Consider the following 18,993-nt stretch of genomic DNA (forward strand, 5'->3'; position numbering starts at 1 on the left):
AATTCAATTGAACTGACTTCTCATCTCAAAAAGAAGCGTACTCAAGCACGAATCATTACCTTACTAACTTCTTATATTTTATTCGTTTAGGCATCAAATCACCACCTAAACGTTTCTTTTTATTTTCTTCATAATCAGAAAAACTGCCTTCAAAAAAGTAAACTTTCGAATCACCTTCAAATGCCAAAATATGTGTACAAATTCGGTCTAAAAACCAACGATCGTGAGAGATAACTACTGCACAGCCGGCAAAGTTTTCTAAACCTTCTTCCAAAGCTCTTAAAGTATTAACATCTAGATCATTAGTAGGCTCGTCTAAAAGTAATACATTACCTTCTTCTTTTAATGTCATTGCCAGATGTAAACGATTACGTTCTCCCCCGGATAGTGTGGTCACCTTTTTATTTTGCTCACTACCACTAAAATTAAAACGGCTTAGATATGCTCTCGAATTAACCTGCCTGCCTCCCATCATAATTAATTCTTGTTCATCACTGAAATTTTGCCATATTGTTTTTTCAGGATGTATATTGCTATGACTTTGGTCTACGTATGCAATTTTTGCGGTATCGCCAACAGTAAAACTTCCTTTATCGGGTTGTTCTTCGCCCATGATCATTTTAAAAATAGTAGTTTTACCCGCTCCATTTGGACCGATGATTCCCACGATACCTGCCTGCGGAAGATTGAAGTTTAGGTCCTCATATAATAACTTATCCCCAAAAGCCTTACTTACCCCTTTAGCTTCAATAACATTTGTACCTAATCTAGGACCATTTGGAATGTAAATTTCAAGCTTTTCATCAACTTGCTTTTGATCCTGACCCAACAATTTATCATAATTACTTAGACGGGCTTTTTGTTTAGCCTGGCGACCTTTTGGTGCCATACGCACCCATTCTAATTCGCGTTCTAATGTTTTCTGACGTTTAGAAGCTTGTTTTTGTTCTTGTGCAAGGCGCTTTGATTTTTGTTCTAGCCATGAAGAATAATTACCTTTCCAAGGGATACCCTCTCCTCTATCTAATTCTAAAATCCAACCTGCAACGTTATCCAAAAAGTAACGATCATGAGTGACTGCAATTACTGTACCTTTGTACTGCTGCAAATGGTGTTCTAACCAATGTACAGACTCTGCATCAAGGTGGTTTGTGGGTTCATCTAATAGTAATACATCAGGTTCTTGCAATAAGAGACGACACAGGGCAACTCTTCTACGTTCTCCCCCAGAAAGCACACTTATTTTTTTATCAGAATCTGGGGTGCGCAGGGCATCCATCGCAATTTCTAATTTGGTATCTAGTTCCCAGGCATTACTGGCATCAATCTGATCTTGAAGATTAGCTTGCTTATCCATCAATTCTTGCATCTTATCTGGGTTTTCGTAAACTTCTGGCAGTGCAAATAGATCGTTAATCTTGTTGTACTCATCCAGAACAGCCACAATTTCTGCTGCGCCTTCTTTTACTACCTCGAGTACAGTTTTTTCGGGATCTAATTTTGGTTCTTGCTCTAACAGCCCGACAGAGAAACCAGGAGCAAATACTACATCGCCCTGATAATTTTTATCCTGGCCTGCAATAATTTTCAACAACGTAGATTTACCCGAACCATTGAGCCCTAAAATTCCAATTTTAGCCCCATAAAAAAAACTAAGATATATATTTTTGAGAACCGGCGTATTAGCACTTTTAAACGTTTTACTAACTCCAGACATGGAGAAAATGACTTTTTTATCGTCTGACATACGTCTTAAAAATTTTATAAAGTTGTATTATTGTTATTAATTGATGTTATACTCTTCCTTTTAGAGCGTTGAATACCCAAGCTATTGCAAAAAAACCTACACCCACGGCTGCAAACCCATATCCTGAAACTTCTCTATATCGAAACGCCCCTAATCCAATTAATGAAAGTCCTACTATAATCATTATAAATGTAGCCCAAGCTAGCACCGTATTTTTATTCATTCCCATACATCGTTATTTAATTCTTATGTTAATCTCATGTTAAACATGACCAAAACAAATATCGGTAATTTATCGTCAAAATCATGTGTTTACATATATCTTAAGATAAGAAATTCGCTTATTTATTGGCTTACAGTTAGTTAATATTTAACTTTTGTAATAAAGAGAAATAGCAATACAGTATATACTATTTCGAATTCTTTAATTTCTTCACCATACGCGAACGAAGAATATAGTTTTACATAGCTTAATGCATACTTATCACTTCTAAAACAAGGTGATTTTTGTATTTTCGTGCAAACAATACACGCAAATGGACTTAAACTTCAATAAAAACGAAGATCACAATAAAATTTTAGTATCTGAGTTAAAGCAGAAACTAGCTAAAGTAAAATTAGGCGGAGGTGAAAAAAGAATAGAAAAACTGCATGCAAAAGGCAAATTAACTGCAAGGGAGCGAATCGATTATTTGCTAGACAAAAACTCGAAAAGTATCGAGATTGCTGCCTTTGCCGGTGAAAACATGTATGAAGATCACGGCGGGTGTCCCAGCGGAGGCGTTGTAGTTAAAATAGGATACGTAAGTAGTAAACAATGTATAGTGGTAGCCAACGATGCTACTGTAAAGGCAGGAGCCTGGTTTCCCATTACGGGAAAGAAAAATCTAAGAGCCCAGGAAATAGCAATAGAAAACAAATTACCTATTATCTATTTGGTGGATAGTGCTGGAGTGTATTTACCTATGCAAGATGAAATTTTCCCTGACAAAGAGCATTTTGGAAGAATTTTTCGTAACAACGCTGTAATGAGTAGTTTAGGAATTACTCAAATATCAGCAGTAATGGGTAGTTGCGTTGCTGGTGGTGCCTACTTACCCATCATGAGTGATGAAGCGCTTATTGTTGATAAAATAGGAAGCATTTTTTTGGCAGGAAGCTATTTGGTTAAGGCTGCAATAGGAGAAACTATCGATAATGAAACGCTTGGTGGCGCTACAACACATTGCGAGATTTCTGGCGTTACCGATTATAAGGCTAAAGATGACAAAGAAGCTCTGGATACCATAAAAAATATCATGTCGAAAATCGGAGATTTTGATAAGGCAGGGTTTAACCGAGCAAAACCTTTACAACCAAAAGAAGATCCAAATGAAATTTACGGAATTCTACCAAAAGCACGTAATGAACAATATGACATGTTCGAAATTATTAAAAGATTAGTAGATAATTCTGATTTTGAAGAATACAAAGCAGGTTACGGGCAAACTATCATTACAGGCTATGCTCGCATAGATGGCTGGGCTGTGGGTATTGTCGCCAATCAACGTAAAATTGTAAAAACAAAAAAGAAGGAAATGCAATTTGGTGGAGTTATTTATTCTGACTCTGCGGATAAAGCGACAAGATTTATTGCTAATTGTAATCAGAAAAAAATTCCGCTAGTGTTTTTACAGGATGTGACAGGCTTTATGGTAGGAAGCAAAAGTGAACATGGCGGAATCATTAAAGATGGTGCCAAAATGGTAAATGCAGTTAGTAATAGTGTAGTACCAAAGTTTACTATTGTTATTGGTAATTCGTATGGTGCTGGCAACTATGCGATGTGTGGTAAAGCATATGATCCCAGACTTATTTATGCTTGGCCCAGTGCTGAATTAGCCGTTATGGGAGGAGCTCAGGCAGCAAAAGTATTGTTACAAATAGAAACTGCCTCTTTAAAAAATAAAGGGGAAACATTGTCTGAAGAAGATGAGAAGGCACTCTTTGATAACATTAAAGCTAGATATGACCGGCAAATTTCACCATATTATGCGGCTGCCAGAATCTGGACAGATGGTATTATTGATCCGCTTGATACTAGAAAAGTAATCTCTATGGGAATCGAAGCGGCAAATCACGCTCCTATAGAAAAAAGATTTAATTTAGGAGTTATTCAAACTTAAGAGTTGATTTAATCTTTCCTATTTACATGTTTTAAAAGTTCACTTCAAATAACAAATAACCCGAGTTCGATTATTGTTTTGTTGAATAGTATTCGTTTGCTTTTGCTTGTTTGGTCGAGCGCAGTCGAAACCTGATTAATGAACCTAAAAATAACCTTTTGACTTCCAATAATAGGACTGAAACAAAACAGGACTTCTGAAAATCAATAGATTAACAATCAAACTTAGGTAAATACTTTATTCTCGCTTCGGAATGGTGATCAATTCGGTTTGTCGTTCATTTACGTATCTAAACCCGTCTTTTCCCCAAAAGCCAGCTTCTTCTAACATAATTCTAATGTTTTTCTTCCACTCGGGAAGCGTGACTGTTGTATTTAATTCGATAGCATAGACCGTATTATCATATAAAGGGTAATCACCAGTTCCGGGAACTCCATCTTGAGCATCCCACATACCAATAGTTGATCCTGCAGAATGCCCATATACACCAAGAGGGTGTGTATATATGGCTGGTTGTAGACCTTCTAATTTGCCTTGTTCCAGGGATTTCAGTAAAATCTCATTTCCAGTTTTTCCAGTTTCAAAATTTGATGTAAAAATATCTTGAACGCGATTTCCAGCAGCAAACGCCTTTACTAAATAATCAGGTGGCGCTGTTTCGTTATTCTTCAAAATATATGCATGTTGTTGACAATCTGTATTTAGTCGTAAGTACGTAATACCAAAATCACAGTGTATAAGATCTCCCGGACGTATAATTTTATCTTTAGGTCGATCTGAGAAAGATGTTATATGACTCTGCAATACTTCACCACTGCGTTGTATATCTACTGTAGGATGAAACCAGGTTTCTAGCCCCATATCGGTTGCCTTTTGCCGTAACCACCATACTACATCATCTGTAGTTGTTGTCCCAGGTTGAATAACCAAAGTACTAAAGGCTTCCGCAATAATATCGTGAGTGATTTTGACTAAATCTTTGTAAATTTCCATCTCCTGCTCTGTTCGAGTTTCGATCCATCCAACAGCCAATTTTTCTGCCGAAATAACTTTAGGCTTGTATGCTTCAGGCAGCACTTTCATAAACGCTTCATAATCTGTTTTTACGATGCCATCAACGATACCAAAATTTTCAGAATAATTAATGCCAATCACAGAAGGATCTCGTTTGGTAATGATATCAACCAGAGCTTTCCATTGATCGGGTTGCTTTTCTTTATCCCAGGCAGAATCAATATATTTACCTATGTTATAGCGAGCAACTGCCAATTTTTCTATGGTATTTTTATCTTTATTTCTATAAAAAACGAGAATAGTTCTTCTTCTGGCATTCAGCCATGTAGAAGGAAGCATGGTTCTAAGCACTGGATCCTCATTATATTCGCGAGAAATTAAAATCCACATATCAATCTCTGTACGATCCATTAATTGTGGCAATATGGTATTGAAACGCTCTTCGAGAACCATATCGATAACTCCTGCCCTTTCTCTTTCAGAGAGAATTTGTGCATTAGACAGATAACTAAATGACAATACAACGAAAATGATTTTTTTCATGAGTAAGCTAAAAAAGATGATAATGCTTTCTTGTAAGACTAAATTATTATAAAAAATAGACATCTACAATATATTGCAGATGTCTAATTGAAATCAGTAGTGTCTGGATAAAGAGAATAGACTACTATACTGTTAGAAAATAGACCAAAGACTTGTTTCTAAGTATATCTGTAATAGTATTTTAAAAATAATACATATTTTACCTCTTAGGAATTGTCTTAATGCTCATGAAGCAAGGTGTTTTTTCTACAAATCGACGAACCCTTGATACTCTTTGAGTTTTTTTGGTTCGTATCATCATTTTTAACAAACAACAATAAATTATATTCATCGAATTATTCCGTTTTATAAATCCTGATAGCTTCTCATTAGCCTAACAAATTCACTTTTATATCCCTGATTGTCTTTATCTTTATTTTTGTTTGCTAGAGTAATAATATCCTCAAGGTTTTGGTTTTTGATGTACTTTGAGTTTCTTAATTTCATGCCAAACCAGGCAACCGAAGCTGCAAAATTAAAATCTTGAGAAACCTTGTCAAACTTACTGGTAGTCAAGGTATGTTCGATTTTAATGCTTTTCTCTTCTTTAGGTTTCTTATATCTGAACTTTACTGTGAGTAGCTCGTTGGTGTAATTCTTATCGAGGCTAGCATTGGTATACTTCAAGTTTGAAACCTCTTTCACATAACTACTTTTACTACCTATTGGGACAATTTCATATAAGGCGGTAACTGTGTGACCACTTCCTAATTCTCCCGCATCCTTTGTGTCGTCTGCAAAATCTTCATCGTTTAAAAGTCGGTTTTCGTACCCAATAAGCCTGTAAGCTTTTACTATTGAAGGATTAAACTCTACCTGAATTTTAACATCTTTTGCAATGGTGTATAGCGTCCCTCCGAACTCTTTTCCGAGGATTTTCTGTGCCTCTTGCATAGTATCTATATATGCATGATTTCCATTTCCTGTATGGGCCAATGTTTCTAGCGTACTATCTTTATAATTACCCATCCCAAAACCAAGGCATGTTAAAAATACATTGGATTTACGTTTCTCTTGTATCAAATTTTTCATATCCTTATCACTCCTCATTCCAACATTAAAATCTCCATCGGTAGCCAGAATTACCCTATTATTTCCGTTTTTTATAAAATTTCTTGAAGCGAGTTTGTAAGCAAGTTTGAGTCCCTCGCCTCCTGCCGTTGATCCCCCGGCACTAAGGCTTTGTAAGGCTTGATTAATTTTATTTTTATATGCTCCTGATGTTGGCTTAAGTACAACCCCTGCCGCTCCCGCATACACTACAATAGAAACTTTATCTTTTTCTCTTAATTGCTGTACTAAAAGCGTAAAGGCTTTTTTTAATAAAGGTAATTTATTAGCATCTGACATAGATCCAGAAACATCAATCAAAAAAACCAGATTTGAAGCTGGGATATCTTTTTGTGGTATTTCTTTTCCCTTCAGCCCTATTTTTACCAATTGTGTGTCTTTATTCCAAGGGGTGCTTGCATATTCTGTATGGATCGCAAAAGGATGTTCTTCTAAGGGTTGGTCATAAGAATAGTCAAAATAATTAATCATTTCTTCAATTTTAATAGCATCTGACGGAATTTTGTTTCCATTATTAATCATTCTTCTTACATTACTATAAGAAGCTTTATCGACGTCGATCGAAAACGTTGAAAGTGGCGCTATTTGTACTTGTTTGAAATCGTTTTCTACAATTTCTTTATACGATTCGTGATTATCTACATTGTAATTACCGCTGTGAGTTGTTATGATAACACAACCATTCTTCGCTTTGGCTCCATACAAGGCAGAAGCATTCGCATTTTTTAGTACTTCAACTTTTGAAATTTTAGCAGGATCTATCCCACGTATTCGATTGATATCTTTACCATCTAAAGGCACACCATCTATAATATATAACGGTTGTTCAGCCTTCGAAATAGCGCTAATACCTCTTATTTTTATAGCATTAGTAGAAGAAAGCTTTGGAGCTTTTGAAATATGAACGCCAGCTACATGACCTCGTAAACCAGTTTGGTTTTTAGATTTTCTTCTTTTCCTTTTTGATATGGTTGAAGAAGCTATAGAATGTTTTACAACTCTTCTACTTCGGGTAGTAGCATATCCGGTAATTACAACCTCTTCTAACGCTGATGAAGAAGCTTTTAGATTAACATTGATCAAGCTAGAGTTTGAAGAAACCTGTACCTCTTTAGTTTCAAACCCTACATAAGAAAACATAAGAATATCTCCTGCTTTGGCGACCAAGGTATATAAACCATCAAAATCGGTTTGCGCTCCAGATGTTGTTCCTTTAATAATAATGTTTACTCCGGGCAAAGGTAAATTTTGCTCGTCGGTAACTTTTCCTGTAATCTTAATTTGCTGTGCGTATAAATTTCCCAGAACCAGAAAAAACATACCCATATAACCTAATAGTTTCATAGTAAATGGTTTTAAATTCAATTAAAACTACGGTACTACCAGGTTTAAAAGCAATCTATAATGAGTGAAACATACTTTTGATTGAGTGTTTGAAGAGAAGAGCTAAAAATTAGTAAATTATAGTTTCATTTACAATCAAATTTCTTTTGAGTTCAATACTTAAGAACTAACTCCAAGGTTTTTTTGCGTTGTACTTTTCCGTTATCCGTTTCTATGAACTGGGGTAAAAAATAAATTTCTTTAGGAACTTCATATTTTGTAAGTGTCTTTAATTTGCTTATCGCTTCTTGTAATGCTAGTTTAGAAATAGGGTCATAATCCTGCTCGATAACCAATATTAATTTATCACCCAAACTATTATCGGGAACATGAGTTATAAAAAATCGATGACCTATTAAAAGTTGAAGCTTTGTTTCTATTTGTTCGGGATGTAACTTGATACCGCCACTATTGATCACGTTGTCGTATCTGCCTTTCCAACTAAATTTTTTGTATGTTTTAAGTTCTACTACATCATTTGTAATGATTGTTTCATGATTTAACTGTGGTGCTTTGATCACTAAACAGTTTCTAGCATCTACTCCTAAATTAATATTAGGTAAGGCTTTAAAATAGGAAGCATCTTTTTTATCTTTCTTTTTCGGATTCACCCTTCTTGCTGCAATATGAGAAACGGTTTCGGTCATCCCATAGGTTTCAAAAATTTTGGTTTTAACGCCTTGTACTAATTGTCTTAGATTTTCAGAAACGGGACCACCGCCTACAATTAATTTTTTGAGGAGGTGCAACCTATTAAGAGAGTTATCAAGCTGCAGGGGTACCATAGCACAAAAATCATATTGTTTATACAGGGTATCCAGCGGATTTGTTTTTGGCGGAACCAAATCGATCTTCCAACCTAATACCATAGCTCTTACCAACATCATTTTTCCGGCGATATAATTGGCAGAAAGACATAAAAGTGCAGTTGTTTTCTCTTCAGCTTTAAAAAATTTTCCGGTCGCTTTAGCACTATTGATCATGTGCTGCTTTAACAACTTTATATTTTTAGGTTTCCCTGTAGAACCAGAAGTTTTGACTAAGATATAGTCTTTATCATCTAACCAATTTAATAAAAAATGACCTACTTCTTGCTCGTAAACTTCTCCATTTTTAATAAAACCTAAAGCTATACGCTTCAAACTATCTTTGGTAGCATTTTGTTTGTTTATACTAAACGCGTCGTGTATTTCAGGAATAAAAAAAGTACTCATGATCAATGCATTCAAATTTCAAGGTTATCATAGTTAGAAAAGTTATGAAATTGTAAAAAGTACATTACGCATTCATTATTAATTTACTTGATGACGAAGATCCAAAGTCCAACACAGGTTAGTGTACGCTGCCAAAAAGTTTTTCTTTCCAGTTTGTCCATGCATACTTTTTCGACAAAATGAGTAGAAAAAGAGGAAAAATAACAAATACAGGAAATAATATTTCATAACCCGTTCCCGGGTCTGACACATCTATAAAAATTGAATCAGTTTGTAGAGCAGTCCAATCGGCCGTTACCAATAATACAGTAATTAAATTATTCGCTGCATGAAAACCAAGTGCCAATTCTAGTCCCTCGTCCATAAGTGTAATGATTCCTAAAAAAAAACCTGTTCCTATATAGTAAACCATAATTATGGGGCCGATTTTTGAAACTTCAGGATTAGCAATATGCATTAAACCAAAGAGAACCGAAGTTATAAATAAAGGTACAAACCTGCTTTTGGATGCAATCCCTATCCCCTGCATTAGGTAACCACGAAAAAGATATTCTTCAAAACTGGTTTGGATTGGAACAAGAATGATTGCCACAATGGCCAGAATGAAAAACGGGACGGGTTCAAAATTAACCTGATACACTTCGGGAGTAAAAAAATAAACCAGTAATGTAGAAACAATAATAAATGAACCCATTAGGCTAAAAATAAAGAATATCCTACCCCAATCTACTTTTTTTCTACTGGTAGTTAGTGATACAATAGATTGTTGATGCACGTACCGTACCCAAAAAAGTAATGCAGCCAGAAAAACCGCCATGAAAATCATCCCTTCTGCAAAAAGACTGATTTTACTTCTTGTTTTAATTTGCTCTTCCATAATTTTTGCTACGTCCAAATCGAATAGTATAACGGCGATATACTGAAGCCCTATCAACCCCATAAATACGAGGGGTATGGGAATATATTTCCACAATCCGAGTTTTCCTTTTTTGCCCTGTTCTATATACATATGTACTTATAATTTTTAATTTATAGTCGAACGTCCCATTCAATTTCTGAATCATATACCAACGTTCCATCAATTACCTGTAACGGCGACTGAAAATTATTAGTATACAAACCTCCGGTTCCCAATCCTTGTGGCATATCACACTGTAAAGTATACGTGAATTGAGCAATAGCATTTAAACCAATATTACTCTCGAGAGCACTTGTAATCCACCATCCAATATTCCGTTCTGAAGCTATTTGAATCCATTCTTTGGTTCCTCTATACCCACCTATCAAACTTGGTTTAAGAATAATATATTGTGGTTGTATCGTATCCAGCAGCTCTTTTTTATGTGTGATATCAAAAACACCTATCAATTCTTCATCCAAAGCAATCGGTAAAGGTGTGCTAGCACATAAATCGGCCATATTTTGGCATTGACCTTGTCTAATAGGCTGTTCTATGCTATGTAAATCGTATTTTGACAGGCATTTTAATTTTTCTAGAGCTTCACCAGGAGAAAAAGCTCCGTTAGCGTCTACTCGTAACTGTATCGTTTCTGAGTCGTACTTAGATCGTATATCATTCAAAATATCAAGTTCTGCCGCGAAATCTATAGCTCCTATTTTCATTTTAATGCAGTCAAAACCTTGATCAAGTTTCTCTTTAACCTGTGCTACCATAAATTCTTTATCTCCCATCCATATTAATCCGTTAATAGGAATATGATCTCGATTTTGCGTAAATTCTGAAGGAAATACTAAAAAAGGGGTATCACTTTGCAACGATAAAAAGGCCATCTCAATACCAAATTGAATACTGGGGAATTCTATGAGTTCTTCCCAAAGCCTTTCGACTCCAAGATGAATATGGTTACATGTCCATGCTAATTTTTCTTCATAATCTGGTCTGTCATCGATACTTAGCGATCTCAAAATACCACATTCACCAATACCATAGTCTTCACCGTCTGAAATTGTAATGAACCAAGTTTCTTTAGTTTTAAGAATTCCGCGAGAAGTGCCGCTAGGCTTTTTAAACTCAAGTATATATTTTTGATATGTTGCGTTCATCTATAACACTATGCTTTCACCAATTTCCAAGAGCATCAAGTCTTTGTTTTTATCAAAAAACTTACGTTTAGCCTCTTCATGGTTAATCTCGATGTACCCAAACGTATCATAGTGAACTCCTAGTACTTTGTCGCATTCAACAAAATCACTCGCAATGATAGCATCATCTACACCCATTGTAAAATTATCCCCAATGGGTAAAATCGCCAAATCTAGTTGGGTATGCAATGGAATAAGTTTCATATCCATAGTTAGCGCTGTATCGCCGGCGATGTAAATGGTTTTGTGCTCCCCTTCAATTATAAAACCACCCGGTTGCCCACCGTAGGTGCCATCTTCAAAACTACTTGTATGTATGGCATTTACATATTTTACTCTGCCAAAATCAAACTCCCAATTTCCACCGTGATTCATAGGATGAGCTTCTATCCCTTTATTTTGGTAATGCATCGCAATTTCATAATTGGAAACTATAGTTGCATTATTTGCCTGAGCTATAGAGGCTGCATCTAGCACATGATCTTGATGGGCATGCGTAAGTAGAATATAATCGGCTTTTATCGAATCTGGGGCTATTTTATCTTTAGCAAGCGGGTTTCCAGAAATAAATGGGTCTATTAAAACAAGGCTATCGGCAATTTCGATTAACAATGTATTATGCCCGTAGAAGGTAATTTTCATAACTATGTGAGTTTTTATTCTGAAAATTATAAAATCTGACTTAGACTAAATAGTATTGCTAGTAAAAATGTTGTTAAAGCTACTTTTTTAAGTTCTGGATCTAATAATTCTGCATGCTTCGTATTTCTAACTTTATTAATATGTATAAATAATGGAATAAATGCAATTAAGGGAATAAGATCTAAGGGTTTTTCATAACTAAAAAAAATAAATATGGATAGTATACATATGGCTAAAATCACCAAACAAAAATGATACATTTTAGCATTTTGAATACCGAGTTTAACCACCAATGTATTTTTATTAGATTTTTTGTCATTACTATGATCTCGCATATTATTCAGATTGAGCACTGCCGTACTTAACAGCCCAATAGTAATTGCAGGAAGAACAACTAAATCTTCGATTGTTTTTGTAAAAAGAAAGTAACAACCAACTACGCTTACCAAACCAAAAAATACAAATACAAACACATCACCTAACCCTCGATATCCATACGCAGATTTGCCTACAGTATATAGTATAGACGCTGCAATAGCCATAATACCTAAAAGAAAAAAGATAATAGTGTATATATAATTTTCTTTTCCAAAAGACACGTAAATAAGTGAAATGGCGAGTACAAATGTAAGACATGCAGTTATCACTATACCGCGAAGCATTTGTGTACTCGAAATAGATCCAATCTGTAATGCTCTGGGAGGCCCAACTCTATCTTGATTATCTGTCCCCTTTATGCCATCGCCGTAATCATTCGCAAAATTTGATAAAATTTGAAGCCCCAACGTAGTTAGTAAAGCTAACCAGAAAATTGATGTCTGCCAAAAAATAGGGGTTCCTAGAGCAGATCCAACAATAATGCCTGATATTGACAATGGTAATGTTCGTAATCGGGCCGCAGACACCCATGCCTTCAATATACTCATCAAAAATTATTTAAATTCAAAGGAACATCATTTTATACTAAAAAAAAATAAAAACTAATTCTTTCAATTCTGTACCTTCGCATTATGTCGTATATTGTTCTATTTGAGTTCCCATCATTTAACATTTTTAGCACTCCCCTCCTACTATTAGTTCTTCAGGCATTTATTTTTGCATTTTTATTACTTCAGCGTTTTTTTCAGAAAAAGTATATTCCGGCACTAATTTTGGCTTTACTGATCTTTATTACTGGATACCATAGAACCACATATACTATTGGTTTTATGGGATGGTATGATACTTTTAGGAATACTAAAATTAACTATTGGTTGATTTCGTTTAGTCTTGCGATCGGACCATTATTGTATTTTTATGTAAAATCAATCACCTCATCTGATTTTAGATTTGTAAAAATAGATTGTATTCATTTTATTCCAGTGTTTCTTTTTGTAATCTACAAAATCATAATTTTTATTTACGATGCTGCTCAACCCGGATTTGAGGATACTCAAAACGGTTTCTTAAAAATAAATCTTGACGAAAAATACGTTCAACCTTTATTAGGAATTCTAGAAAACATCCAAATGTTGCTTTATCTTGCATTTACTATTCAATTATATTATAAATATAAAAATAAAATTCACCAATTTTTTTCTAACACATATAAACTAGAGCTCAATTGGATGCGTAATTTTTTATTTATATACTCGTTTCTTTTTCTATACAGCATTTTTCAACGCACAATCGAGGATTTAATAATAGATTTACATTGGACTCAACTTTGGTGGTACCAGTTTTTTTCGGCAATAGCCATAATTTATATCGGAATAAAAGGATATTTCACAGATACAAATAAATTGAAATCATTAGATTTCAATGTAGAAAAGAAAAAAAACTTCAAATCATCTGCAAAAATAGTTAACAATGATCTGCAACAACGCAAGATCAAACTTGAGAGTTTTATGAAAAAAGAAAAACCCTATTTAGATCCTGATTTAAATCTCACAGAGTTCTCTAAAATGCTCAAAATTCAAGTATCAGAGCTTTCAGAAACCATTAATGATGGTTTTCAAAAAAACTTTAACGATTTTATCAATACTTACCGAGTACAAGCTGTTCAGGAAATGCTAGAAGAAGGAAAACAAGAACATTTATCCCTCTTAGGAATAGCATTCGAATGCGGTTTTAATAGCAAGGCCACATTCAATAGAGTTTTTAAAAAGCTTACCAATACTTCTCCTTCGCAATACCTTCAAACATTAGGAAAGGCTTACTAAAAATACTTTTAAGAATTTCATAGTTCACCTTTCTGTAATTTTTATATTAGTTTTTATAGATTAGCGTTTTATAAACCAATGAAACTTATGACGAATCTTACTAAACTGGCCCTAATAATCTTTATAGTTTTTATTGTAGGTTGCAATAGCGATTCAAAAAAAGAAGAAAAAACGGCTTCAGAAGTTACTCAGAACGAAAAAATAGAAGTCTCTTCTACTACAAAGAAAACTTTTATTTGGGAAAACGCCAATGTATATTTTCTACTAACCGACAGATTTAAAAATGGTGACTCTAGCAATGATAATGTGTTAGATCGCAACAAAAAAACCGGAAAACTGAGAGGGTTTGAAGGAGGTGACATAAAAGGTATTATACAAAAAATTGAAGAAGGCTATTTTACCAAGCTTGGAATAGATGCCATATGGTTCAACCCTGTAGTAGAGCAAATTCATGGTAGCGTTGATGAGGGAACAGGCAACACTTATGCTTTTCATGGATATTGGGCAAAAGACTGGACCAAAATTGATCCTAACTTTGGTACTTATGAAGATCTCAAACAATTGATTGAGGTTGCACATAAAAGTAACATTCGCATACTTATGGATGTAGTGTTAAATCATACCGGACCAGTAACCAAAAAAGATCCTGTTTGGCCAGATAATTGGGTGCGCACAGCGCCTCAATGTATCTACAAAGGTTATGAAAGCGCAGTTTCATGTACTTTGGTAGAAAACCTTCCTGATATTAAAACTGAAAGTAATGAAGAAGTTGAACTGCCAACGATACTCTTAGATAAATGGAAAGCAGAAGGAAGACTGGAAACTGAATTGGCCGAAATCGATGTTTTCTTTACCAAAACCGGATTAAAAAGATCTCCAAAAAATTATATTATAAAATGGCTTACAGATTATGTGCGGGAATTAGGAATAGATGGATACCGGGTAGACACAGTAAAACATGTCGAAGAAGATGTATGGGCTGTATTAGCAGATCAAGCAGAAATTGCTTTTACCGAATGGAAGACAACACATCCCGATAAAGTTCTGGATGATACTAAATTCTATATGTTAGGTGAATTGTACGGATATGGAATTGATAGTAAACGACAGTATGACTTTGGGGATCGCAAAGTAGATTATTTTGCACATGGTTTCGACAATCTAATTAACTTTCAGTTTAAATATGATGCGGCACAGTTAGATTATGAAGCTTTGTTTAGTAAATACGATACAATTTTGAAAACTAATTTAACAGGAAAAAGTGTAATGAATTACATTAGTTCTCATGACGATGGTGAACCCTTTGATGAAGAAAGACAAAAAACCTATGAATCGGCAACCAAACTTTTATTGACACCAGGTGTATCCCAAGTATATTACGGAGATGAGATAGCCAGACCATTAGTTATTGAAGATACCAAAGGAGATGCTACCTTACGATCAAATATGAATTGGAAAGCATTAGAAAATCAAGATACCAAGGCATTGCTAGCCCATTGGCAAAAATTAGGTACTTTTAGATACAATCACCCTTCTATAGGTGCAGGAAGTCATAAAATGATTTCGAAATCTCCATATGTATTCTACAGAAACTATTCTAAAAATGGATTCGTGGATAAGGTGATAATAGGCCTAGATCTTCCGAAAGGTAAAAAAACGATAAAAATTAATTCTATTTTCCCCGAAAATACTGTTCTGACAGATCATTATTCTGGTACCACAGTAACAGTAATAAAAGATGAAGTCGCTTTGTATTCAGATTTTGATATTGCCTTGCTTGCTCTTAAAAATTAGGCAATAGAGAAAAGAACCCTATAATACAAGACGGCTCAAATTATAATGTGAGCCGTCTTTTTATGTTTTGAGACGCTTTAACCACTGAATTTTTTGACTTTTGAAGAGTCTAGTAAATTATCCTTGAGATAAATCTTAGGGGTATTTATAAGAAACTAATTTTCAATAACAAGGTAGACCATAGGGTATGATACCCTATGGTAGCACCTATCAATAAAAGTTAAAATCATGAAAAGAGTATTAAAAAATGTAGTGAGCCCAGTAACAATGAAACAATGGTATATAGATTTATTATTTGCTATCCCTCGAATCCTATGTGGGTTTTTTCTTGCTGTTAATTTTGGTGGAAGCAAATTTGGTGTCCCATGGAGTACCAATAGCGCACCAGATTTGGCATTTTTAGAAGTTGTAGATTGGTTTCCGAATGATGTAGCTAATTATGGTGGTATCTTTGCCATATTTCCTGTATTTTTTGCGTGGATAGGTGCAGCTAGTGAGGCTATTGGAGGAATGTTTCTAGCAATTGGTTTAAAAACCAGAGTAGCTTCATTCTTCATTATGTGTACCATGTTGGTCGCTATCTTTTTACAAAAATGGAATGATGGTTTATGGGGTATGTTACCTGCTATGGGGTTCTTATGGATATCTATATACAATCTAGTTTTGGGTTCTGGGCGATTTGGGTTTGATTACTTAATAACCAAAAAGTGGTTTCTGCCAAAATAAACGTTTCTTAACGTAGTTCAATTTATGATCAACTCGTTGTGTATTAGGAGGGAAATAGTGAAGAAAAACATTAATTTGAATGATTTTTCCTAATAATCTATCGACACTCTGCTTGAGATGACATGAAGAAAAATTAGCCTGCCCTCAACTTGATTAGGAGTATCGAAAATAGCTTTTCTAATCTAAAATCCAATAGTATCCTTAGCTTATTAAAAGGCTTGATGAACTTCTTTCTATGATCGAAGCGCTTTAATCAACATATTTTGAATAAAAAATCAAAATGCACAACTGATACGATCAATAGTACGGTATAAAACATGTTTCCCCTTTATTAGAACTATGTTAATCAAAATGTTCCTATTTTGGGTAAAGACGACTACATAAGTATCCGGAGATAAATGAAACGAATATAAGTAGACACAAAACTATCAAGCATCTCAGGCGTATGAAAATATTATCAGTTTGTTATTCTGCCATCAATTTTAAGTAATCAGATCACAATCCCTTATTTATAAGGTCAATGCATATTCACACTATTACTATAAGCGATTGAGAAGAAAACTGGATTAAATGACCCAGCGCTTGTAAAATAGATTTTTTAGGATTTGAAAATTTTATAGGCTTAGCTAAATATGGACTGATGCTAACATTATTATCTGAATACGCAGGAGGCCAATAAAAAAGAACTTACCTCCTTAGGATTAAGGAGGTAAGTGTTGGGGAAAACAAAAAAAGTAAGGGAAAAATTGTAATTGGAATACTTTTCAAAGATAAAGAGGATTGTAGCATATGTGGTTACGGTTTTACCTCAAACTTTAGCAGGATTAGTATCATTCATTTAAGTAGATGGTATTAAAACATTGATATTCAATATTTTATATTTATAAACTTGTATTTGTTAAATAATTGTAAACCAAAAAAAACCAATATCTCAAAATAAATAATTCTTTTCATAGGGTGATAATTCTGGAAAAAATTAAATTTGCAGTGTTTAATAATTAACTCATCAAATACGTTTACTCCTTTGGAAAATAAAAAGGCCATCAAATTAGTTGATAAGATTCTAGAAGACCTCGATAAAAATGGTATCACCATGGATACACTAATCGAGGATTTGAAACAATTAAGAGCATATGCACTACAAGAAGAAATTCCGTTAGTAGTAAAGGTCTTACGGTATACTTATGAACATATTGAAGAAAATAACTCTTTTCTAATCCCGATACCAGATGATGAGCCTGTCGATGAAACTTCAGAAATTACAAATGAAGGTACCATAGAACCTGTAGAAAGTCTAAAGTATTTAATTTCATTAACCAAAAGTGTAAACAACAAGACAAACGTAGCTGACCTAAGAGAATATAGAGACGCTCTTTCGGGCTTCGATGCTTAATACAGATAGCTTCGTTTCGTATGCTTAATTATTTATCGATATTACGACCGAAATTTTAAAAAATAAATACCTCAAATTTCGAAAATAGAAGTTGTAATTCGACATAGATCTAGAAACAGATCAATAATTCATTTCAATGTGACTTAAGCCAAACTAGCAAAAAGGGCATCGACTGAAATTATCCATTTATCATATTAGTATAGTATTTGGGATCTCTGAGCTTGAAATAATACTAGATATTCGTCATCACTACGTAATAACTTCGTATTATTATCTTCTAGCGTCGTAAATACGAAATCGTATGCCTGCTCTGGCGTAAAAATCAAAAAATTTACTGTTCCCTTCTATAAAATCGTCATTAAAATTATCTACAAAATCATTCATCGCTCCTATTTCGACCATGATATCAAACTTTTCTCCGATCATTTGTGAGAATCCTGCTCCGTAAACACCACCAATGATTACATTTTCGTAGGCTTCAGAATCTAACTCTTCACCGCCTAGTTCTACATTGGCATTAATTCTAAACGATGGACCTACATTCAAAAAAGCTCTAAATCTATCTTTTCCCGCTCCAAATAGATACCTGAATTTTGGAGTAATTCCCACTTGTAAAAAACTTATGTCTTGTATCGATTCTGGGTCCACAAGTTTATTGGTAAGTTCGCTATTCCGTTGTAAAAGATCCAAAGAAAAAACGATACTCGTTTTTGCTCGTACACCCATAACATACCCATAACCCGCATTTACGAAAAATCCGGCTTTGCGACCTTCACTTTCTAATTCTGAAGTATCCAAATCAAGTTGTGAAAAGGTAGCTCCGGCAGATACTTCCCAACGGTATTGTGAATAACTTGAAAAAGAGAAAAAGGCACAAGTTAAAAGTAGTATGATTTTTTTCATGATATTGTCATTGATTTGAGATTAAACACAGTTTATATTGTAAAGAATATAGTAC

At 34.4% G+C, this 18,993-nt stretch carries 15 protein-coding genes; 5 read left to right on the forward strand and 10 right to left on the reverse strand.

Going from position 1 to position 18,993, the window contains the following annotated elements; all coding sequences use genetic code 11:
- Positions 1-55 precede the first annotated feature (55 nt).
- Together ettA and J8281_RS10875 are read right to left on the reverse strand one after the other, a co-directional pair.
- Positions 56-1,747, reverse strand: coding sequence for an energy-dependent translational throttle protein EttA (ettA, locus tag J8281_RS10870; RefSeq protein ID WP_210197650.1), 1,692 nt, complete (start codon positions 1,745-1,747; stop codon positions 56-58).
- 46 nt (positions 1,748-1,793) lie between these two features.
- Positions 1,794-1,976: a CAL67264 family membrane protein gene (locus J8281_RS10875; protein ID WP_210197651.1), complete on the reverse strand. Its 183-nt coding sequence runs from the start codon at positions 1,974-1,976 to the stop codon at positions 1,794-1,796.
- 307 nt (positions 1,977-2,283) lie between these two features.
- On the opposite strand from J8281_RS10875, the gene J8281_RS10880 reads away from it, so the two are divergent.
- The gene (locus J8281_RS10880; protein ID WP_210197652.1) at positions 2,284-3,912 is read left to right on the forward strand and encodes an acyl-CoA carboxylase subunit beta; all 1,629 of its coding nucleotides are present in this window, start codon (positions 2,284-2,286) and stop codon (positions 3,910-3,912) included.
- A gap of 237 nt (positions 3,913-4,149) precedes the next feature.
- On the opposite strand, the gene J8281_RS10885 is transcribed toward J8281_RS10880, so the two are convergent.
- The 7 genes from J8281_RS10885 to menA form a co-directional block, all read right to left on the reverse strand.
- On the reverse strand, positions 4,150-5,469 hold the full coding sequence (locus J8281_RS10885; RefSeq protein ID WP_210197653.1) for a M24 family metallopeptidase: 1,320 nt from the start codon (positions 5,467-5,469) through the stop codon (positions 4,150-4,152).
- A 345-nt stretch (positions 5,470-5,814) separates the two neighbouring features.
- Positions 5,815-7,923 carry a VWA domain-containing protein gene (locus J8281_RS10890; RefSeq protein ID WP_210197654.1) on the reverse strand — a complete coding sequence of 703 codons (2,109 nt, stop codon included), beginning with the start codon at positions 7,921-7,923 and terminating at the stop codon, positions 5,815-5,817.
- 152 nt (positions 7,924-8,075) lie between these two features.
- Positions 8,076-9,176 (reverse strand): AMP-binding protein, encoded by a 1,101-nt coding sequence (locus tag J8281_RS10895; RefSeq protein WP_210197655.1) that lies wholly within the window; start codon positions 9,174-9,176, stop codon positions 8,076-8,078.
- A 118-nt stretch (positions 9,177-9,294) separates the two neighbouring features.
- Entirely contained in the window at positions 9,295-10,185 is an 891-nt protein-coding gene (locus J8281_RS10900; RefSeq protein WP_210197656.1) for a CPBP family intramembrane glutamic endopeptidase, read from the reverse strand.
- A gap of 20 nt (positions 10,186-10,205) precedes the next feature.
- Positions 10,206-11,240 carry an o-succinylbenzoate synthase gene (locus J8281_RS10905; protein WP_210197657.1) on the reverse strand — a complete coding sequence of 345 codons (1,035 nt, stop codon included), beginning with the start codon at positions 11,238-11,240 and terminating at the stop codon, positions 10,206-10,208.
- Positions 11,241-11,921, reverse strand: coding sequence for a metal-dependent hydrolase (locus J8281_RS10910; RefSeq protein ID WP_210197658.1), 681 nt, complete (start codon positions 11,919-11,921; stop codon positions 11,241-11,243).
- Between the two features lie 26 nt (positions 11,922-11,947).
- Complete coding sequence (gene menA / locus J8281_RS10915; protein ID WP_210197659.1) at positions 11,948-12,847, reverse strand: 1,4-dihydroxy-2-naphthoate octaprenyltransferase; 900 nt, start codon at positions 12,845-12,847, stop codon at positions 11,948-11,950.
- Positions 12,848-12,931: 84 nt separating this feature from the next.
- Between menA and J8281_RS10920 the strand changes: the two genes are divergently transcribed.
- The 4 genes from J8281_RS10920 (at position 12,932) to J8281_RS10935 (ending at position 18,035) form a co-directional block, all read left to right on the forward strand.
- Positions 12,932-14,122 (forward strand): AraC family transcriptional regulator, encoded by a 1,191-nt coding sequence (locus tag J8281_RS10920; RefSeq protein WP_246849082.1) that lies wholly within the window; start codon positions 12,932-12,934, stop codon positions 14,120-14,122.
- 87 nt (positions 14,123-14,209) lie between these two features.
- Positions 14,210-15,916, forward strand: a complete 1,707-nt coding sequence (locus J8281_RS10925; protein ID WP_210197660.1) for an alpha-amylase family glycosyl hydrolase — start codon at positions 14,210-14,212, stop codon at positions 15,914-15,916.
- Between the two features lie 228 nt (positions 15,917-16,144).
- A complete protein-coding gene (locus J8281_RS10930) occupies positions 16,145-16,642 on the forward strand; it encodes a DoxX family protein (RefSeq protein WP_210197661.1) in 498 nt (165 codons plus the stop codon).
- A gap of 1,024 nt (positions 16,643-17,666) precedes the next feature.
- Positions 17,667-18,035: a hypothetical protein gene (locus tag J8281_RS10935; protein WP_210197662.1), complete on the forward strand. Its 369-nt coding sequence runs from the start codon at positions 17,667-17,669 to the stop codon at positions 18,033-18,035.
- Between the two features lie 270 nt (positions 18,036-18,305).
- On the opposite strand, the gene J8281_RS10940 is transcribed toward J8281_RS10935, so the two are convergent.
- The gene (locus tag J8281_RS10940) at positions 18,306-18,938 is read right to left on the reverse strand and encodes an outer membrane beta-barrel protein (protein WP_210197663.1); all 633 of its coding nucleotides are present in this window, start codon (positions 18,936-18,938) and stop codon (positions 18,306-18,308) included.
- Positions 18,939-18,993: the final 55 nt, after the last annotated feature.

It is taken from the genome of Aquimarina sp. U1-2 (genome assembly GCF_017897595.1).
In the GTDB taxonomy this organism is placed as follows: domain Bacteria; phylum Bacteroidota; class Bacteroidia; order Flavobacteriales; family Flavobacteriaceae; genus Aquimarina.

What these genes read in the sequence shown, in the direction of transcription:
- J8281_RS10890 (WP_210197654.1), bottom strand. Translation starts at nt 7,923, where the DNA reads ATGAAACTATTAGGTTATATGGGTATGTTTTTTCTGGTTCTGGGAAAT.
- J8281_RS10940 (WP_210197663.1), bottom strand. Translation starts at nt 18,938, where the DNA reads ATGAAAAAAATCATACTACTTTTAACTTGTGCCTTTTTCTCTTTTTCA.
- J8281_RS10885 (WP_210197653.1), bottom strand. Translation starts at nt 5,469, where the DNA reads ATGAAAAAAATCATTTTCGTTGTATTGTCATTTAGTTATCTGTCTAAT.
- J8281_RS10910 (WP_210197658.1), bottom strand. Translation starts at nt 11,921, where the DNA reads ATGAAAATTACCTTCTACGGGCATAATACATTGTTAATCGAAATTGCC.
- J8281_RS10880 (WP_210197652.1), top strand. Translation starts at nt 2,284, where the DNA reads ATGGACTTAAACTTCAATAAAAACGAAGATCACAATAAAATTTTAGTA.
- J8281_RS10930 (WP_210197661.1), top strand. Translation starts at nt 16,145, where the DNA reads ATGAAAAGAGTATTAAAAAATGTAGTGAGCCCAGTAACAATGAAACAA.
- J8281_RS10925 (WP_210197660.1), top strand. Translation starts at nt 14,210, where the DNA reads ATGACGAATCTTACTAAACTGGCCCTAATAATCTTTATAGTTTTTATT.
- menA (WP_210197659.1), bottom strand. Translation starts at nt 12,847, where the DNA reads ATGAGTATATTGAAGGCATGGGTGTCTGCGGCCCGATTACGAACATTA.
- J8281_RS10900 (WP_210197656.1), bottom strand. Translation starts at nt 10,185, where the DNA reads ATGTATATAGAACAGGGCAAAAAAGGAAAACTCGGATTGTGGAAATAT.
- J8281_RS10895 (WP_210197655.1), bottom strand. Translation starts at nt 9,176, where the DNA reads ATGAGTACTTTTTTTATTCCTGAAATACACGACGCGTTTAGTATAAAC.
- J8281_RS10920 (WP_246849082.1), top strand. Translation starts at nt 12,932, where the DNA reads ATGTCGTATATTGTTCTATTTGAGTTCCCATCATTTAACATTTTTAGC.
- J8281_RS10875 (WP_210197651.1), bottom strand. Translation starts at nt 1,976, where the DNA reads ATGGGAATGAATAAAAATACGGTGCTAGCTTGGGCTACATTTATAATG.
- ettA (WP_210197650.1), bottom strand. Translation starts at nt 1,747, where the DNA reads ATGTCAGACGATAAAAAAGTCATTTTCTCCATGTCTGGAGTTAGTAAA.
- J8281_RS10905 (WP_210197657.1), bottom strand. Translation starts at nt 11,240, where the DNA reads ATGAACGCAACATATCAAAAATATATACTTGAGTTTAAAAAGCCTAGC.